The organism is Novosphingobium sp. NDB2Meth1 (genome assembly GCF_900117425.1).
GTDB lineage: Bacteria > Pseudomonadota > Alphaproteobacteria > Sphingomonadales > Sphingomonadaceae > Novosphingobium.
The window spans coordinates 18,707-35,765 of the sequence record NZ_FPEH01000014.1 but is presented as its reverse complement, the minus strand read 5'-3'; the positions used below and the strand labels follow the sequence as shown (position 1 = coordinate 35,765).

Below are 17,059 nucleotides of genomic sequence, written 5' to 3'. Positions count from 1 at the left end.
TAAATGGCCGATCCAGCGAATCCGAGCCTGTCCCTCTTTGCCCCGCTCACCGATCCGGCGGGTGGCTCGATGCTTGCGCGCACCGGCGCGTTCCTGGGCCAGCCGCCGGTGCGCCGCGCGCTGCCGTGGTTTGCGGGCGTCTCCGCTGCGGGCCTCACCGCGCTCCTTTACATGACCATGGCGCCCGCCCCCCAGCGCGTCCTCTACAGCGATCTCAGCGACAGCGAGCGGGCGCAGGTTGTCGCCGCACTCGACAAGGCCTCGATCGCGTACTCCATCGACAACTCGACCGGCGCCGTCTCGGTCGGCGAGAACGATCTCTACAAGGCGCGCATGGTCGCTGCCTCCGATGGCGCGATCGCGACGCCCGAAACCGGCCCGCAGATGCTCGACAAACTGCCGATGGGCGCGAGCCGCACCCTGGAAGGCGAGCGCCTGCTCGCCGCGCGCGAACGCGAGCTTGAGCTCACGATCATGCAGATCGATGGCGTCGAGGCAGTCCGCGTCCACCTCGCCGAGCCCGAAAGGTCCGTATTCGTGCGCGACAATGCCGCGCCCACCGCGTCCGTGATGGTCAAGCTCGCACGTGGGCGGCAGCTTGCGGACAGCCAGGTCGGCGCCATCGTCAATCTCGTTGCCGGTTCGGTGCCCTCCCTCTCGGTCGATGCCGTCAAGGTGATCGACCAGCACGGACGCCTGCTGTCCTCTGGCAAGGACGGCGATACCGACCGGCTCGACCTCCAATCGCGCATGGAAGAAAAGCTGCGCACGCAAGTCTCGCAACTGCTCACCCCCATGCTCGGCGAAGGCAACTTCTCCAGCGAGATCCAGGTCGATCTCGACATGGACCAGCTGACCTCCGCGCGCGAAAGCTATGACAAGCAGGGCGTGGTCCGCTCGGAAACGCAGTCCGCCTCGCAGGGTGGAGGTGCGGCGTCCGCCGTGGGCGTCCCCGGCGTGCTCTCCAATACGCCGCCGCCGCCGACCACCGCCCAGCCCGGCGCACCCGGCGCGCAGCCCACGCCCGCTCCGACTCCGGCCCCGAGTGCCACGCCAGCCAGCGGCGAAAGCTCCTCCGCGCGCACCTATGAACTCGGCCGCGAAGTCGCCGTCACCAACCAGACGCCCGGCAAGATCAAGCGGCTCTCCGTCGCCGTCGCGCTGTCCGGCGCGATCATGGCCAAGGCCAAGCCCGCCGAGATCGACCAGATCAAGCAGCTCGTCGCCGCCGCGGTGGGCGCGGATACCGCCCGCGGCGATCAGGTCGCGGTGGTCGTCCGCAATTTCAGCCCAGTCGCGGTCACCCCGCCCGCCTTCTGGGAAACGCCGTGGTTCGCGATGATCGTGCGCAATGTCGTCGCGCTGCTCGCGGTGCTGCTGACCCTGCTGCTCGGCGTGCGCCCGCTGATCAAGGCACTGAAGCGCGACCCGGCCCCCGTTGTCGTCAAGGACACTGAGGAGACTGCGGAGAACCAGGCCGGCGAAGCAGGCGAGATCGACGAGAACGGTGAGGAAACCCCCGTCCGCCGCCGCCGCAAGAAGATCCAGCAGATCGAGCCGATCATCGATCCCGAAACCGGCGAAATCGATCCCGATGCGCTCAGCCGCCAGGTCGGCGTCGCCCAGCGCATCGTCGTCGAACAGCCGGATTCGGCGCTCAACGCGCTGCGCCAGCTCCTCAACGAACCCGCGCCCGAGGGACTGGAATGACCACCGAGGCCCCACCCGAGATCAGCGGCCCCACTCGTGCCGCAGTCATGATGATGCTGCTCGATGATCAGCTCGCCACCACGCTGCTTTCCCAGCTCGAACCCGCCGAGCTGCGGCTGCTCGGCGCGAAGATGTGCGAGATCGGCGAGATCGACGCCGATGCGATCACGCAGGCACTGCAGGGCTTCGTCGACAATGCCGCTGCCGTCACCATCGGCGCTACTGATCGCGTCAATCAGGTGCGCCAGCTGATGACCAGCGCTGTCGGCGATTTCAAGGCGGACAACCTCATGCAGCGCATCGCCCCCGATGCGCCGCGCCCCGGCTCCAGCCTTGAACTCGCACGCTGGCTCACACCGCATGCGCTGGTTCCACTGGTGCAGGGCGAACATCCGCAGGCGCTCGCCGTGCTGCTTGTCCAGCTCGATCCCGATGTCGCGGCGGGCGTGCTCCATGCCTTGCCCGAGCCGCTCCAGCCGCAAGTGATCCAGCGCATCGCCACGCTTGGCCCCGTCGCGCCGGAGGCGATCGCGATGCTCGAAGACCTTCTCGCCCAGCGCATCACCGAATGCCACGGCAGCGCTGCGCTCACCATGGGCGGCCCGCGCGAGGCGGCGGACATCATCAACGCCTCGGTCCGCGCGGTCGAGAAGCGCGTCATGCCCGAGATTGCCAAGCAGGACAAAGCGCTCGCCAAGGCCATCGAGAACGAGATGTTCAAGTTCGAGCACCTCTTCGTGCTCGACGAAAAATCGATGGGCTCGCTGCTGCGCGAGGTCGATTCCGATACGCTCATCGCCGCGCTCAAGGGCATCGCGCCGGAAACCCGCGAATGCTTCTTCCGCGCGATGTCGAGCCGCGCGGCGGAAGGGGTGCGCGACGAGATCGAGGCGCGCGGCCGCATGAAGATGGCCGAAGTGGTCGAAGCGCAGAAGGCGGTGGTCACCGCCGCCCGCCGCCTCGCCGCCGAAGGCACGATCGTATTCGGCGCGGGCGACGACGACTATGTCTAGCGCGGTACGTGTACTGTCGCTGGCCGAGCTGGGCCTCACGCCCGGCGGTTTCCGGGAGGATCACCGGTTTGTGCGCGGAGCCGCTGCGCCTGAACCGGCTCCGCCGCCACCGGAACCGGAGGAAGACCCCGAAACCCGCGCTTTTGCCGCCGGTTATGCGCAAGGCGCTGCCGATGCCGAAGCGGCTTTCCGCGAGGCTCTTGCCCAGCAGGATGCCGCCCGCGCCAAACTCGAACTCGCGTTTGGCCGCCTCGACGCCGATCTCACGCGCGAACTCGAGGCGCGCCTGCGTGATACCGTCCTTGCGCTGTGCATGCCGCTGTTTGGCGATTATGCCATCGATCCCGATGCGCTCGCCGACCGCGTCAAAACCGCTGCCGGCATGCTTGCGCGCGCGGCAGATGAACGCGTGATCCGCCTCCATCCCGAAGATCTTGCGCTGCTTGCTGCCCGCCTGCCCGAAGACTGGCACTTCGAACCCGATCCGTCGCTCGAACGCGGCGCGCTGCGCATCGAAGGCACGGCCGGCGGTGTCGAGGATGGCCCCGGCACCTGGACCCGCGCGCTCTCTGACGCGCTGTCTTCATGCTGAACGCTGCTCTCCCCCTCCTCGTCCGCTGCGAGGAAGCCCAGCCCGATTTTGCCCCGCGTCGCTATGGTCTCGTCACCGCCTGCGACGGCGGCCTGCTTGAAGTCAGCGGTCTTTCGCTCCCCATCGGCGCGCAGTGCCGCATCGCACATGGCGGCGGTTCGCTGCTGGCCGAAACCATCGGCTTTCGCGCCGGGCGCATGCTGATGATGCTGCTTGGCGATACCGTCCTGCTCCGCCCCGGCGCGCGTGTGCGGCCCGAAGGCAAGCCCGGCATGCTCCCCGTCGGCGAAGCCTTCCTCGGCCGCGCCGTCGATGGCGAGGGCCTGCCCATCGACGGCGGCCCGCCCATCGCGGCACGCGCCGAATGGCCTTCCGGCGGCATTCGCGGCAGCGCGCTCGACCGCGCCCCCGTGCGTGAACCGTTCGATGTCGGCGTCCGCGCCCTCAACGCGCTCACCACCTTCGGCGTCGGCCAGCGCATCGGCGTGATGGCGGGTTCGGGCGTCGGCAAGTCCGTGCTACTCGACATGATCGCTCACGGCACCGAAGCCGAGATCGTGGTCGTCGGCCTGATCGGCGAGCGCGCCCGCGAAGTTTCCGATTTCGTCGAAAAGCACATGTCCGGTCCACGCCGCGCCCGCTCCGTGGTCGTTGCCGTCCCGGCCGATCACGCGCCCAACTTGCGCATCCGCGGCGCGATGCTGGCGACCTCGATGGCCGAATACTTCCGCGCCGCCGGGCATCAGGTGCTGCTGATCATGGACAGCCTCACCCGCGTCGCCCACGCGGGGCGCGAGATCGCGCTTCTGCTCGGCGAACCCGGTGCCGCGCGCGGCTATCCGCCCAGCGCGCTTGCGACGATCACCAAGCTGGTCGAGCGCGCGGGCAATTCGGCGGCCAGCGGCGGCTCGGTAACCGGGCTCTACACCGTGCTCGCGGATGGCGACAACCAGGATGACCCCGTCGTCGATACCGCGCGCGCCATTCTCGACGGCCACATCGTGCTCAGCCGTGATCTTGCCCAGCGCGGCCAGTATCCGGCGATCGACATCGCCGCCTCGCTCAGCCGCGTGATGAACGACATCATCGATCCGCTCCACCAGACCGACGCCCGCGCCTTCCGCGCGCTGATCGCCAACTACGAGGCCAACCGCGATCTCGTCCTGATGGGCGCCTACCGCGCCGGGGCCGATCCGCAGCTCGACCGCGCCATCGCCATGCACGGCGCGCTCACTCAGTTCCTCAGCCAATCGCAGCGCGAAGTGATCCCCATGGACCGCAGCATTGCTGAACTCGCCGAACTGATGGCTGCATGAGTGCCGAGAAGACAAAGCTCAAACGCCTGCGCCGCCTCGAACGCCTGCGCAGCATCGCCCGCCAGACAGCGCTGGCGGAAGCGGCGCGGGCGGAAGCTGCGCTGGCGCAAGTCGCCAATCTCCAGACGCGGACGGCCGCTCTGATCGATGCCTATCGCCTGCGCCGCGATGCCACCACCGGGGCGGACCTCAGGCAGTCGCAGCGGTTCGTGGCAGGCCTCACCCGCATCGCGGACCAGACCGCCGCCGATCTCGCCCGCGCGCGCGAGGCCGCCGATACTCGCGCCGCCGAAGCTGCCGAAGCCGAGCGCCGCCGTGCCGCGGTCGACGACCGCATCGAAGCCGCCCGCCAGCGTATCGCCCGCAAATCGGCTGACACCGCACACCCCGCGAAGCCGGCCAGCCCACTTGGCACGCCTCTTGAATAGCAGCCGTTAACCAAACCGCTCGCCAAGGACTGTGCCCCCCGCGATGACTGCGCCCGCTCCGATCCCGCTTTCGCGCACAGAGGTGCGCGCACCTGCCCGGGACACCGCTCCTGCGGCATCTAATGCCGATACGGATCGGGGCCAATCGTCAGATTTTGCGGCCTTTCTGGCACAAGACGCGCGGCCCGCCGGACAGTCCGCCCCTGCCGCAACCACAAAACCGGAACCGCTCCGGACTGGCGCCGAAGCTCCCGTTGATCAGGCGGCGGCTGCCGAGGAGCCCGGCAAGACCTTGCCGGTGATCCGGCAAAGCCTTGCCGCTCCGGTTGCCGCACTTCGACTGCTCATCGCGGCGGGAGCCAAGGACGATACCGCCGACACTACCGCCGACACCGCAGTGGCAGCAAGCGACCAGACGGAAGCGGATCGATCGGCCGAGACGGCCTCGCCCCTGCCGGCCCTGCTTGCAGCACTGCCGGTTGCGGGGCAGGCACCGACCGCTGGATTGCAGGCGTCCGCAGCGACCTCGCAGCCTCCCCGGACCGCATCCACCAGACAGGTCGCCTCCCCCGCAACGCCGACCGCCCCGCGCGCGGACGAGGCCACGCAGACGGCTGCCCCGGTCAATGCGCCGCAACCCGCTGCCTTTGCCGCCGCCCAGCTTGTTTTCGAACGCGACACCGTTGCCGCGCCCGCCGAACCAGCAGCGCCACCACCCGAAACCGCTTCGAAAACCCCGGCTGCGGCACAAGACATCGCCGCTCGCGCCCAACCGTCGACACTGGCGGCGCTGACAGGTACTTCCGAACGCCCGGCCACACGCAAGCTGCGCGGCGAGAGCGAAGCTGCGCTTCCCGCCGCAAAGCCCGCCCTTCTGCCCGACACCGCCGGTGCGCTGGCGCTGGCTCAACCGGGAAGCGCCCCCGCCGCAGCACCTCTGCAAACCCCCGCAACTCCCACGCCGCAGCCGCTCAGCTTCGACCAGCTCGTCGATTCGATCGCCCGTGCGCGCGATGGCGCCGATCAGGGCGGCCCGGTTGCAGTTGCGCTGCATCACGGCGAGTTTGGTCGTATCTCGCTGCGGATCGAAAGCGATGCGACCGGCCTATCGGTCGCGATGGCGAGCCCCGACCCGGCCTTTGCGCCTGCCGTCGCTGCCGCACATGCCGCTGCCGTCGCCGAACCGGCACGCTCGACCGCGACCGGTCAGCATCCAGGTTCGCGCGAGCAAGGCCTCGCCCAAGGCCAGTCCGGCAGCAATTCCGACCCCGGCTCCAGCCAGCAGCGCCAGCCCCCCGCCATCCGGCAGCCCGCGGCCAACCCGGCAGGATCGCCCGTCCCGCGCACCGAGCGCGGCGGCGGCATCTTCGCCTGATCCCTTTCACGCCTGTTTCTGAGGACCCCTGATGAGCGAGAAGAAGGACAAGGACGCCAAGCCCAAGAAGAAGGGTGGCGGCATGATGCTCAAGATCGGTGCGATCGTCGCGTTGCTCGGCGCTGGTGGCGGCGGGGCTTATGGCCTTGTCGCAGCCGGGATCATCGGCGGCGGCGGCCATGGCGATGAGCATGAGGACAACAACCCCAAGCTCATCCACAAGGGTGAGGAAGACCCCTATGCCCCCGCGCCCAAGGAAGGCGGCCACGGCGAGGAAGGCGGCGGCGGTCACGAAGTCGATGGCGAGGGCGGCAGCGAATACCGCACCGCCTACTTCAGCTTTACCGATGATTTCACATCGAATCTCAAGGATTCGGACATGCTGGTGCAGGTCAGCCTCGCCTGCTCCACCCACCGCGACTACCGCGTGATCCTGTGGCTGCAGAAGCACGAACTAGCCATCCGCTCCGCCCTGCTCACCGCGATCGCCGATACGCCGGGAGAGGAAGTCCAGTCCGCCGAAGGCAAGGCCCGGCTGCGGAAGCGTCTCGTCGCCACGATCAACAAGGTGCTCACCGACACCGAAGGCTTTGGCGGGGTCGACGCCGTCTACTTCAAGACCTTCATCGTCCAGTAAAGCGCCCGATGAAGCCCGAACGCCCTCTCGTCGCGCAGCGGCCGCTCGCCCGCCACAGTGCGGCGCTGCTCCGCCCGGCACCCGCCGCAGCCGAACTGCTGCCGCTGCTTGCCCGCGCCGGCGAGCAACTGGCGCGCAAGCTGCGCCTCGCGCTCGCGCCGGTCCATGGCGGCGAGGCGGCGGTGGTGGATTGCAGCGCGCCAGAGGAATTGACTGTCGGTGCGTTCGCCCCTCCCGGCCTTGTTTCCATCGGCCTGCTTGCCGCCATTGCCGATGCCCAACCGCTGCTGGCCTGCGTGGAGGGCGAGACCGTGCTGCGCCTGCTTGACCGTGCGTTCGGCGGCCCGGGCGAAGCGCCATCCCCGCTCCCGCGCGAACTGCCCCTCTCCGCCGAACTCATGGTCCAGCGGATCGAGATGCTGGTCGGCCCGCCGCTGGCCGCCACGCTCGGCCTCGAAGGTCCGATCCGCGTGCTGCGCCGCGCCGCCTCGACCGCTGAACTCGCCGCCATGTCGGAAGACACCGCGCTCGCCGTCCTAACCTTCACGATCCGTGAAGGGGCGCGGCCCGCATGGACCTTGCGCCTCGGCTTCCCGATGGCTGCACTCGCCGATCTGACCGGCGCCGCCCGCCCCGCGCCCAAGCCCGTCCGCACAGCAACGCCCGCAGACCCGCTCGAACCGCCGTTCGCAGACATGCCGCTCACCCTGCGCGCCGTGCTCGTCGACGTGCCGCTCCCGCTTGCCACGCTTTCGGCGCTCGAAGTCGGACAGGTCCTCGCCGTGCCGGTCGCACGCAATGTGCCCCTGCGCATCGGCGAGTGCCTCGTCGGTCTCGGCACCGTTGGCGCTGTCGACGACCGCGTTGCCCTTCAACTCACCCAGCTCGCCTGACCCGGCGGCACCTTTCAGGACAGACCCATGACCTTTCAGACCCGCGGCCTCGAATTCCTCAAGGACGTCGACGTGCGCCTCACCGTCGAGCTCGGCCGCACCGACATGAAGCTCAAGGACGTGCTTACGCTCACCGAGGAAAGCGTGGTCACGCTCGACCGGCTCACGGACGAGCTGCTCGACGTGATGGTCAACGGCAAGCTGATCGCCCGGGGCGAAGTGGTCGCGCAGGGCGAGCGCTTCGGCCTCCGGATCGTCGAGCTGGTCGGTCAGGATGGTCAGGCCTGATGCTTTGGTACCTCCTCAAGCTCGCGGTCGTCCTGCCGCTGATCGCCGGTCTTGCCTGGGCCAGCCTCAAGTTCGCACGCCGCATGGAGCAGCGCTTCAGCCCGAATGGCGGCACCAAGTCGGTGAAGATCATCGAGACGCAGTGGCTCGGCCCCGGTCAACGCATTGCGGTGCTTGAATTCCGCGGACGCGAGATACTCGTCTCGGCCACCAAGCAGGGGCTTGTCCGCCTCGCTGAAGTGCCCGCGCGCGCGGGCGGCGAGGACTGATCCGGTGAAGCTCAAGCCTGTCCTCGCACTCGCCGCCATCGGCGCGTTGGCCTTCGCGCTGCCCGCCCAAGCCGCGGATCTCGCCCCCGCCGCCGCCCCCACCGGCAGCGCCATCCCAGGCGCTCTTGACCGCGCCTTCGGCCAGATCGCCGGCGCGCAATCGAACGGCAGCCTCTCGCTGTCGCTCCAGCTGCTCCTCATCATGGGGCTGCTCACGATTCTCCCCAGCCTCGTGCTGATGATGACGAGCTTCACCCGCATTCTCGTGGTGCTGGCGATCCTCAGGCAGGCGCTCGGCCTCCAGCAGTCGCCACCCAATCAGGTGCTGATCGGCCTTTCGCTGTTCCTGTCGCTGTTCATCATGGCGCCCACGCTCGAAAAGGTGAACGCCAATGCCATCGCGCCCTATTCCGCCGGAACGATCAACGCCGAGCAGGCCATCGGCAACGCGGGCACTGAATTCCACGCCTTCATGATCCGCCAGACGCGCGAGCACGATCTCCAGATGTTCGCCACCATGGCCAAGGCGCCCAAGTTTGCCCGCACCGCGGACGTGCCCTTCTCGATCCTGCTTCCCGCCTTCGTCACCAGCGAACTCAAGACCGCGTTCCAGATCGGCTTCATGCTGTTCCTGCCGTTCCTCGTAATCGACCTCGTCGTGTCATCGGTCCTTATGAGTCTGGGCATGATGATGATGTCGCCAACGGTGGTCTCGTTGCCGTTCAAACTCCTCCTCTTCGTCCTGGTTGATGGCTGGGCGCTGCTGATGGGCAGCCTTGCTGCGAGTTTCGGCTGATGAACGACACCTCCGCCCTGCTCGCCCTTGCCGACCGCATGCTCTGGGTCACCGCGCTTGTCGCCGCCCCGGTGCTGCTCGCCAGCCTTGCCGTCGGCCTCGTCGTCGGCGTGGTGCAGGCCGCGACCTCGATCAACGAACAGACGCTCACCTTCGTCCCCAAGCTTGCCACCATCGCGCTTGTGCTGGTGCTGCTGGGCAGCGCGATGATGGGGCTGATCGGCGATTTCCTCGTCGATATCTTCGCCCAGATTGCGCAGACCGGGAAGTGAGGGGGATGCGCATCAGGCCGGTCCCGAAAAGCCCCTCCCCGATGGGGAGGGGTTGGGGAGGGGTAGCCCCGGCCCGCCAGTCCCGCGACCACGCCAGCGCCGTACCCCCTCCCCCATCCCCTCCCCGCCGGGGAGGGGGGCAAACCTCATGATCGCCCTCCACTTCGGTTTCGGCGCGCTGGAGGCGGAGTTCTGGCGCATGATCTTCGTGATGACGCGGATCGGTGCGGCGCTCTTTGCCGCCCCCTTGTTCGGCGCCAATTCGGTGCCGATGCAACTGCGGGTCTGCCTTGCCGGTGCCGTCGCCGTGATGATCTGCGCCTGGACTCCGGTCGCCGCTCCGACTGCCCTGTTCACACTTTCCGGCCTCCTCATCACCGCGCAGGAGATCCTCATCGGCCTCTCGCTCGGCTTCGTCCTCCAGTGGAGCTTCGCCGCACCGCTGATGGCTGCCGAGGTGATCGGCGGCTCGATGGGCATGAGTATCGCTGCGACCGCAGACCCGGTCAGCGGCGCCCATTCGCCGGTCATGGGACAGTATTTCTCGGTCCTCCTGACCGTGCTGTTCCTCGGTCTCGGCGCGCATCTCACGTGGTTCGCGCTGATCGTGCAGAGCTACGAGACCTTCCCGCCCGGCTCCGCCTGGTTCACGCCTGACCGCATGTTGCTGGTCGCCAGCTTCGGGACGCAGATGGTCACGGCCGCGCTCGCCATCGCGCTGCCTGTCACGCTGCTGCTGCTGCTGGTGCAGGTCATGACCGGGGTGATCAGCCGCTCTGCGCCCAGCCTCAACCTTCTCGCGCTGGGCCTGCCTGCCGGTGTCCTTGCCGGCATCGCCGCGCTGATCCTGACTGCACCGCTGCTCACCGACAAGCTAAGCGACCTCTCGCTCACCGCTGTCACCCAGTCGGCACAATTGGTGAGCCCGAAGAATGGCTGAGGAAACACCGGGCGAAAAGACATTCGCCCCGACCGAGAAACGCCGCAAAGATGCCGCCAAGAACGGCGACGTCCTGCGCCCGCGCGAACTTGGCATCGCAGTCGGCGTGCTCGCCAGCGCGGCATGGCTGCAATTTGCGGGCCCGTGGCTGCTCGACAGCATGAGCCGCACCGCGCGTACTGGCCTTACGTGGGACCGCGCCAGCCTCGATCATTTCGACGCCACGCCGCTGATCACCGCGGCCCTCATCACTGCGCTGCCTCCCGTGCTCACGCTTGGCGCAGTCCTCATGGGCGCGGCCCTCGTCTCGCAACTCGGCCTCGGCGAAGGCCGCTGGGTCGGTGGCAATCTCGCCCCCAAGGCCTCGCGCCTCAATCCACTGTCCGGCCTCAAGCGCATGTTCGGCCCGCAAGGCTGGATCGAGCTCGGCAAAGGCCTCGCCAAGCTCCTGCTGCTCGGCACGATCGCCTATATCTGGGTCAAGGGCCGCCTCCCCGCCATCACCGGCCTTGGTAGCGGCGAACTGCGCGGGCAACTGGCCTACAGCTGGGACACCATGCTCGCCCTGCTCTATGCCCTCGGCGGCGGCCTCGTCGTCATCGCGCTGGTCGATTACCCGGTCCAGTACCTGCGCCGCATGATGCGCCTGCGCATGTCGCTGCAGGACCTCAAGGACGAGAACAAGGAAAGCGAAGGCTCGCCCGAACGCAAGGCGGCAATCCGCCAGCGCCAGCGCCAGATCGCGATGGGCGGGCTCGCCTCGGCGATGAAGGAAGCCCAGTTCGTCATCACCAACCCGACCCACTTCAGCGTCGCGCTCGCCTACGATCCGGACAAGGCCCCCGCCCCCGTCGTGCTCGCCAAAGGACGTGGCGAGAAGGCGCTGGCGATGCGCGAAATGGCGGTGGAAATGGCCGTTCCCACGCTCTCGTCTCCCGCGCTCGCACGCTCGGTCTACTTCACCACGCGCGAGAACCAGATGATCCGCGAGGAGCTCTACGCCGCCGTCGCCGCCGTCCTCGCCTTCGTCCTTGCGCTGAAGCGCGGCGATGCGCCGCCGCAGCCGCAGGTCGATGTCCCGCTGGAACTGCGGTTCGACGCCGAAGGCCGACCCGAAGCGGCTTAAGCCCGCCTCACATCGACCGTTCTGGAAAACATGCCGACCACGTCTGCCACCTCCTCGACTTCGGCCACCGCCAACCTGGTGTCCACGCTCGGCGCGGGCAGCGGGATCAACATGTCGCAGCTGGCGGAACAGCTCGCTGCCGCGCAGTACGCGGCCCGGCTCGATCAGATCACCGCGAAGACGGACCGGATCACGTCCCAGATCTCCTCCGCCTCCACGCTCAGGAGCATGATTTCAAGCCTCGCGTCCTCGCTGGGCGACCGCGTACGCACCGGCGACCTTGCCGCGACGCCGCAGATCGCCAATGCCAGCGTGGCCCAGGTCAGCAAGGGCGCGGCCACCGGGCGCGGCACGACGACGCTCGAAGTCACCGCGCTGGCCAAGGCGCAGACGCTGGTCTCCCCCGCGCTCGCCAGCGAGACCGCCCCTGTCGGCGCAGGCACGCTGACGCTGCGCTTCGGCACCGTTTCCGGCAGCACGTTCACCGCCGACCCATCGCGCGCGCAGGTCGACATCACCGTTTCCAGCACCGCCACGCTCGGCGATATCGCCAGCGCCATCAACGCCAAGGGCGCAGGCGTCACCGCCTATGTCGCGGCAGGCGCCAGTGGCCCGCAGCTCGTGCTCAAGGGCGAAGACGGCGCGGCAAACGGCTTCGTGCTCGAGGCGACGGAAGATCCCCTGAACCCCGGTCTTTCGGCGCTGGCATGGGACCCGGCCACGAACCTTTCGCGGCTCAAAACCCCGGCCACCGACGCCGCCTTCCTGCTCGACGGCGTGTCCCGCACTTCGAAGACGAACACGATCAGCGACGCCGCCCCGGGCCTATCGCTCAAGCTCACCGGCACCAATCCGGGCGCGCCCACCACGATCAGCTACAGCGATCCGGGCGCGGCCATTACCAGCGCGATGCAGGACCTCACCTCCGCGCTCAACGAGATGGTGTCGGAACTCAACAAGGATACCGATCCCACCAGCGGCGTCCTCAGCAACGATCCCGGAGCGCGTACGCTGCGCCGCCAGCTCACCACGCTGGCCAGTGCGCAGGTCATGCCCGCCAACACCACCGGCGCGCCCACCACGCTTGCCGACCTCGGCCTCAAGACCAACCGCGACGGCAGCTTCAGCCTCGATACGGATCGCCTCGCCGCGACGATCAAGCGCGATCCGATCGGCACCGGCGCGATGTTCACCAATGGCCTCTACGGTGTCTACGCCACGTTCGACAAACTTGCGCGCACGGTCGGTTCGACCAGCGATGCGTCCTCGCTCGGCGGCTCGATTGCCCGGCTGACCAAGCTGCAGACCACGCTCGGGACGCAGAAGAGCACGATCGAGACCAAGCAGGAAGACCTGCGCCAGCGCCTCGTCACGCGCTTCGCGAAGCTTGATACGAACATCACCGGCTCGAAATCGACCCTGTCGTTCCTGCAGGCCCAGATCGACGCGTGGAACGGGAAGAACAACTGATGCTGCTGAGCCGTGATCCCGGAGAGACCTACCGCCGCGTCGATTTCGATGCACGCGTCAAGGGCGCCAGCTCGCTCCAGCTCGTCGCGCTGTGCCTCGAGCAAGCCGCCGGCTCGCTCGGCCGCGCGATCTATGCGCAGGAGCACGGCGACAATGCCGCCAAGAGCGCCGCACTCACCCGCGCCGTCGCGGCGATCACCGCGCTGGAACTCGGCGTGGACAGCTCGAACCCCGTCGGCGCGCCCCTTCTCCAGCTCTACCAGGCCGCCCGCCGCACGATCCTCGACAACGCGCTGCGTTTCGACCCCGCACAACTCGAAACCATCCGCACCGACCTCCTCGATATCCGCGAGGCGATGCTGGGAACGGCGGCCGGCTGAGCGCCGCGATGGCTGCCTTGCCCCAACCGTCACGGGGCACGGCGAGTTCCCGGCTGTTTGCGATCACCTTGCCAATGCGGCGCAGTAATGGCAGCTTCCCGGCAAAGTAGCCCGGGGGTAAATCGGTGAAATTCTTGCGTCAAGCGGCGATCATTTCGGCCGCGCTGTGGTCCGCGATACTGCCCTTTGCGGCACGGGCCGACTCGGGCTTCTATCAGTACCCCGTCGCGCATGGCGAGACGCTGGTCTTCGCCAGTGAGGGCGACCTGTGGCGCGCGGAAACCAGCGGCGGCACGGCCATTCGCCTGACAAATCACCTCGAGGAGGAAAGCTATCCCCGCATTTCACCCGACGGACAGCAGATCGCGTTCAACGCTGCCTACGACAGCGCCGGGGATATCTATGTGATGCCGCTGGCCGGCGGCGCGCCGCGCCGGCTCACCTTTGCCGGCGGCGGCGTCCGCACCATCGGCTGGACTCCCGACGGAAAAGTCCTGTTCCTCTCTCGGCTCGAGAAGGGCGGTTTCACCCAGGTCCTCTACAGCGTCGATCCGCGCGGCGGCGATCCGGTGGCGATCCCGCTGGCCCGGGTGCAGGATGCCGCCTTCGGCAGCGATGGCCGGACGCTGTTCTTCACGCGGCGGGGCATCGGCACCAGCAATGACAACGCCGTCCAGTACCGCGGCGGCGGGATGGGTCAGTTGTGGCGCTGGGAGCTCGGCACAAGTGCCGAGGCGGTCCGTCTGCTCGCCGATTTCGACGGCCCTGTCAGCATGCCGATGGCGCATGGAGGCCGCATCTATTTCGTCTCCGACCAGAGCGGCGGCGATGCCATCTGGTCCGTCGCGGTAGATGGCTCAGGGGTGCGCCGGGAATCGGATACGATGCCCTTCCCGATCCGGCAGGCCAGCCTCGACGGTGACCGGATCTTCCTGCAGAACGGGGCCGACATCTACGTCTTCGGCCTCGCCGACAAGGCGCTGCGCAAGCTTGATCTGCAGATCATCACCGATCGGGCGCAAACCCGCGTGCGCGCGCTCGACAAGCCGCTGCGCTTCTTCACCGGCGCGACGATCGCCCCGTCCGGGCAAAGCGTCGCCGTCACCGCGCGCGGCCGCGTTGCGCTCGGTTTTCCCAGGGATCGGCGCCGCGTCGAACTGCCGGTTCCGCTCGATGCCCGCGCGCGCCAGGCGCAAGTCTCGCCCGACGGCAAGACGGTGTTTCTGCTCCTTGACAAGGACCTCGCCGGCGGGGTGTTCCGCATGCCCGCAGACGGCTCCGGACCGCCCGTTGCCATCATCAAGGACTACGCCAGCCATATCTGGAATTTCGAGGTGTCGCCGGACGGCAAGACCATCGTCTTCGCCGACAAGGCTGCGCGCCTCCAGAAGCTCGACGTGGCAAGCGGCGCCGTGACCCTGCTCGCGCAGAACAAGGCGGGAAGCGACCAGCCGTTTACCGACGTCCGTTTCTCGCCTGACGGGCGCACCATCGCCTATTCGGAAGATCAGGACGGCGGCGCGGCCCCGCGCGGCGTGATCGTGGTGCAATCCCTGTCCGACGGGCGCCGGGTGGAAGCCACCTCGCGCAAATACAACGACACCTCGCCGGCCTTCTCGGCCGACGGGCGCTGGCTCTATTTCGTCTCGGAGCGCAATTTCGATCCTCGTCCCGGCAACCCTTGGGGTGACCGCAACATGGGCGTTTCCTTCCCGGACCGCGGTGAGATCTACGCGGTCCAACTCGATCCCGCCGCCGATTTTCCCTTCAGCGTCGATACCGAGCTCACGGCTGCTGCCAAACCCGCCTCTGACGACAGCGCCGCGACCAGCAACGCAGCCACGCCGGACAAGGCAAAGGCCGACGACGGCAAGGCAGACCGGAAGGGCAAGAAGCCTGCCCCTGCGAACGTGGTGATGGATGGCCTCGCCGCGCGCCTCTACAAGGTGCCCGGTGCCACCGGCATCACCGGTTCCCTGCTGGTCGCCGAAAAGCATCTGCTTGCCATGCGCGGCGAAGATGAACTCATCTCGATTGCCATCAGCAAGGATGATCCCAAGATCGAGACCTTCGCCAAGTCGGTCCTCGGCGCGTCGCTTTCGGCGGACCGCAAGACCGTTTTCCTCGTCACTGGGCCGCCCGAAACGCTGGCGCTGCTGCTTGTTCCCGCCGGCGAGAAACTGCCCGAAAAGCTGGATCCGAACCGTGTGCGCCTTGCCGACTGGCGCTTGCAGATCGACCCGCGCGAGGAATGGCACCAGATGTTTCTCGATGCCTGGCGTCTGCACCGCGATTTTGCCTATGATCCCAAGTTGCGCAGCGTGGACTGGAACGCGGTGCGCGCCCGGCTGGAGCCGTTCGTGGCGCGCATCGGCCACCGCGCGGAATTGAATGCGATCCTCTCCGAAATGTCATGGTCGCTCGGCATTCTTCACAGCCAGATCGGCCCCGGCGAAGTTCCTGTCGACGGCAAGAACCCGGAAATGGGCTATCTCGGCGCCCGCCTCGCCGCCAACGCGGGCGGGGGCATGCGGATCACGCAAATCAACGATTCAGACCCCGATATCATCGCCCTGCGCTCTCCGCTCAAGCGGCCCGGCGTCGATGTCCGCGAAGGAGACGTGATTGTCCGCATCGACGGTGCGGCCATCGCGAGCCAGGCCGATGTCGCGCGCGCGCTGGCAGGCAAGGTCGGACAGGAAGTGCGGCTCGATCTCACCCGGGGCGGGGTGGCACGCTCCGCCATCATCAAGCCGGTGTCGTTCGTGGCCGAGATCGGCGCGGAGTATCGCGACCGGGTGATCCGGACCCGCGCGGCGGTCGACCGGCTCTCGGGCGGGAAGATCGGCTATGTCGCGCTCGCCGCGATGGTCGAAGATGATGTCGCCGAATTCGCCCGCGATTTCTATGGCCAGTCCGAGCGCGAGGGGATGATCATCGACGTGCGCGACAACAACGGCGGCAATGTCGACAGCATGATCATCGGGGCTCTGCTGCGCCGCGCCTGGGCCTTCTGGGCAGCACCCGGCGGCAAGCCCTATACCAACATGCAAGGCGCCTATCGCGGACCGATCGCGGTGCTGATCGATGAGCAGACCTATTCCGATGGCGAAACCTTTGCAGCCGGAATCAAGTCCCTCGGAATTGGACCGCTGATCGGACAGCGCACTGCCGGGGCGGGCATCTGGCTGACCGGCCGCCCTACGCTCACCGACAACGGGATCGCGCGTATCGCGGAGTTTGCGCAGTACCGGCTCGATGGCGAATGGCTGATCGAGGGGTGGGGTGTGGAACCTGATATCGTCGTCGACAATCCGCCGCATGCCTCGTTCACCGGCAGTGATGCCCAGTTGCAGGCGGCCGTCGACTATCTGAAGGACAGGTTGGCGACGCAACCCGCCGCTCCCCTTGTGCCGAAACCACTCCCGCCGGTTGGAACGCCGGCGAAATCGCCGATACCCTTGCCGCGGCCGTAACCCCGGGATCGCCGGCAGCCGAGCACCAAAAAGACGGCCCGGAACCGCGCCAGACGGTTCCGGGCCAGAGGGGCGTTA

At 67.8% G+C, this 17,059-nt stretch carries 17 protein-coding genes; all 17 read left to right on the top strand.

Going from position 1 to position 17,059, the window contains the following annotated elements:
- Positions 1 to 3: 3 nt before the first annotated feature.
- The 17 genes from fliF (at position 4) to NDB2M1_RS07050 (ending at position 16,981) form a co-directional block, all read left to right on the top strand.
- A complete protein-coding gene (fliF, locus tag NDB2M1_RS07130) occupies positions 4 to 1,710 on the top strand; it encodes a flagellar basal-body MS-ring/collar protein FliF (protein WP_072380929.1) in 1,707 nt (568 codons plus the stop codon).
- A complete protein-coding gene (gene fliG / locus NDB2M1_RS07125) occupies positions 1,707 to 2,723 on the top strand; it encodes a flagellar motor switch protein FliG (protein ID WP_072380927.1) in 1,017 nt (338 codons plus the stop codon). Before fliF ends, fliG begins: the two co-directional genes overlap by 4 nt.
- Positions 2,716 to 3,315 carry a FliH/SctL family protein gene (locus NDB2M1_RS07120; protein ID WP_072380925.1) on the top strand — a complete coding sequence of 200 codons (600 nt, stop codon included), beginning with the start codon at positions 2,716 to 2,718 and terminating at the stop codon, positions 3,313 to 3,315. The genes fliG and NDB2M1_RS07120 overlap by 8 nt, the downstream gene beginning before the upstream one ends.
- Positions 3,309 to 4,631: a FliI/YscN family ATPase gene (locus NDB2M1_RS07115; RefSeq protein WP_072380923.1), complete on the top strand. Its 1,323-nt coding sequence runs from the start codon at positions 3,309 to 3,311 to the stop codon at positions 4,629 to 4,631. The genes NDB2M1_RS07120 and NDB2M1_RS07115 overlap by 7 nt, the downstream gene beginning before the upstream one ends.
- Complete coding sequence (locus tag NDB2M1_RS07110; RefSeq protein ID WP_072380921.1) at positions 4,628 to 5,059, top strand: hypothetical protein; 432 nt, start codon at positions 4,628 to 4,630, stop codon at positions 5,057 to 5,059. The genes NDB2M1_RS07115 and NDB2M1_RS07110 overlap by 4 nt, the downstream gene beginning before the upstream one ends.
- A gap of 43 nt (positions 5,060 to 5,102) precedes the next feature.
- A complete protein-coding gene (locus NDB2M1_RS07105) occupies positions 5,103 to 6,434 on the top strand; it encodes a hypothetical protein (RefSeq protein WP_143146670.1) in 1,332 nt (443 codons plus the stop codon).
- 31 nt (positions 6,435 to 6,465) lie between these two features.
- Positions 6,466 to 7,071 carry a flagellar basal body-associated FliL family protein gene (locus NDB2M1_RS07100; protein ID WP_054121966.1) on the top strand — a complete coding sequence of 202 codons (606 nt, stop codon included), beginning with the start codon at positions 6,466 to 6,468 and terminating at the stop codon, positions 7,069 to 7,071.
- A gap of 8 nt (positions 7,072 to 7,079) precedes the next feature.
- Positions 7,080 to 7,964 carry a flagellar motor switch protein FliM gene (locus tag NDB2M1_RS07095; protein WP_054121967.1) on the top strand — a complete coding sequence of 295 codons (885 nt, stop codon included), beginning with the start codon at positions 7,080 to 7,082 and terminating at the stop codon, positions 7,962 to 7,964.
- 27 nt (positions 7,965 to 7,991) lie between these two features.
- Positions 7,992 to 8,252, top strand: a complete 261-nt coding sequence (gene fliN / locus NDB2M1_RS07090; RefSeq protein ID WP_054121968.1) for a flagellar motor switch protein FliN — start codon at positions 7,992 to 7,994, stop codon at positions 8,250 to 8,252.
- On the top strand, positions 8,252 to 8,521 hold the full coding sequence (locus NDB2M1_RS07085) for a flagellar biosynthetic protein FliO (protein WP_054121969.1): 270 nt from the start codon (positions 8,252 to 8,254) through the stop codon (positions 8,519 to 8,521). The genes fliN and NDB2M1_RS07085 overlap by 1 nt, the downstream gene beginning before the upstream one ends.
- 4 nt (positions 8,522 to 8,525) lie before the next feature.
- Positions 8,526 to 9,317 (top strand): flagellar type III secretion system pore protein FliP, encoded by a 792-nt coding sequence (gene fliP / locus NDB2M1_RS07080; RefSeq protein ID WP_083554717.1) that lies wholly within the window; start codon positions 8,526 to 8,528, stop codon positions 9,315 to 9,317.
- Positions 9,317 to 9,589 carry a flagellar biosynthetic protein FliQ gene (locus NDB2M1_RS07075; RefSeq protein WP_054121970.1) on the top strand — a complete coding sequence of 91 codons (273 nt, stop codon included), beginning with the start codon at positions 9,317 to 9,319 and terminating at the stop codon, positions 9,587 to 9,589. The genes fliP and NDB2M1_RS07075 overlap by 1 nt, the downstream gene beginning before the upstream one ends.
- Positions 9,590 to 9,737: 148 nt before the next feature.
- Positions 9,738 to 10,529 carry a flagellar biosynthetic protein FliR gene (gene fliR, locus NDB2M1_RS07070; RefSeq protein ID WP_072380915.1) on the top strand — a complete coding sequence of 264 codons (792 nt, stop codon included), beginning with the start codon at positions 9,738 to 9,740 and terminating at the stop codon, positions 10,527 to 10,529.
- Complete coding sequence (locus NDB2M1_RS07065) at positions 10,522 to 11,655, top strand: EscU/YscU/HrcU family type III secretion system export apparatus switch protein (protein WP_072380913.1); 1,134 nt, start codon at positions 10,522 to 10,524, stop codon at positions 11,653 to 11,655. The genes fliR and NDB2M1_RS07065 overlap by 8 nt, the downstream gene beginning before the upstream one ends.
- 30 nt (positions 11,656 to 11,685) lie before the next feature.
- Positions 11,686 to 13,125 carry a flagellar filament capping protein FliD gene (gene fliD, locus NDB2M1_RS07060; RefSeq protein ID WP_072380911.1) on the top strand — a complete coding sequence of 480 codons (1,440 nt, stop codon included), beginning with the start codon at positions 11,686 to 11,688 and terminating at the stop codon, positions 13,123 to 13,125.
- A complete protein-coding gene (gene fliS, locus NDB2M1_RS07055; protein WP_072380909.1) occupies positions 13,125 to 13,505 on the top strand; it encodes a flagellar export chaperone FliS in 381 nt (126 codons plus the stop codon). Before fliD ends, fliS begins: the two co-directional genes overlap by 1 nt.
- Positions 13,506 to 13,630: 125 nt before the next feature.
- A complete protein-coding gene (locus tag NDB2M1_RS07050) occupies positions 13,631 to 16,981 on the top strand; it encodes a S41 family peptidase (RefSeq protein WP_083554716.1) in 3,351 nt (1,116 codons plus the stop codon).
- Positions 16,982 to 17,059: the final 78 nt, after the last annotated feature.

What these genes read in the sequence shown, in the direction of transcription:
- fliF (WP_072380929.1), top strand. Translation starts at nt 4, where the DNA reads ATGGCCGATCCAGCGAATCCGAGCCTGTCCCTCTTTGCCCCGCTCACC.
- fliG (WP_072380927.1), top strand. Translation starts at nt 1,707, where the DNA reads ATGACCACCGAGGCCCCACCCGAGATCAGCGGCCCCACTCGTGCCGCA.
- NDB2M1_RS07120 (WP_072380925.1), top strand. Translation starts at nt 2,716, where the DNA reads ATGTCTAGCGCGGTACGTGTACTGTCGCTGGCCGAGCTGGGCCTCACG.
- NDB2M1_RS07115 (WP_072380923.1), top strand. Translation starts at nt 3,309, where the DNA reads ATGCTGAACGCTGCTCTCCCCCTCCTCGTCCGCTGCGAGGAAGCCCAG.
- NDB2M1_RS07110 (WP_072380921.1), top strand. Translation starts at nt 4,628, where the DNA reads ATGAGTGCCGAGAAGACAAAGCTCAAACGCCTGCGCCGCCTCGAACGC.
- NDB2M1_RS07105 (WP_143146670.1), top strand. Translation starts at nt 5,103, where the DNA reads ATGACTGCGCCCGCTCCGATCCCGCTTTCGCGCACAGAGGTGCGCGCA.
- NDB2M1_RS07100 (WP_054121966.1), top strand. Translation starts at nt 6,466, where the DNA reads ATGAGCGAGAAGAAGGACAAGGACGCCAAGCCCAAGAAGAAGGGTGGC.
- NDB2M1_RS07095 (WP_054121967.1), top strand. Translation starts at nt 7,080, where the DNA reads ATGAAGCCCGAACGCCCTCTCGTCGCGCAGCGGCCGCTCGCCCGCCAC.
- fliN (WP_054121968.1), top strand. Translation starts at nt 7,992, where the DNA reads ATGACCTTTCAGACCCGCGGCCTCGAATTCCTCAAGGACGTCGACGTG.
- NDB2M1_RS07085 (WP_054121969.1), top strand. Translation starts at nt 8,252, where the DNA reads ATGCTTTGGTACCTCCTCAAGCTCGCGGTCGTCCTGCCGCTGATCGCC.
- NDB2M1_RS07075 (WP_054121970.1), top strand. Translation starts at nt 9,317, where the DNA reads ATGAACGACACCTCCGCCCTGCTCGCCCTTGCCGACCGCATGCTCTGG.
- fliR (WP_072380915.1), top strand. Translation starts at nt 9,738, where the DNA reads ATGATCGCCCTCCACTTCGGTTTCGGCGCGCTGGAGGCGGAGTTCTGG.
- NDB2M1_RS07065 (WP_072380913.1), top strand. Translation starts at nt 10,522, where the DNA reads ATGGCTGAGGAAACACCGGGCGAAAAGACATTCGCCCCGACCGAGAAA.
- fliD (WP_072380911.1), top strand. Translation starts at nt 11,686, where the DNA reads ATGCCGACCACGTCTGCCACCTCCTCGACTTCGGCCACCGCCAACCTG.
- fliS (WP_072380909.1), top strand. Translation starts at nt 13,125, where the DNA reads ATGCTGCTGAGCCGTGATCCCGGAGAGACCTACCGCCGCGTCGATTTC.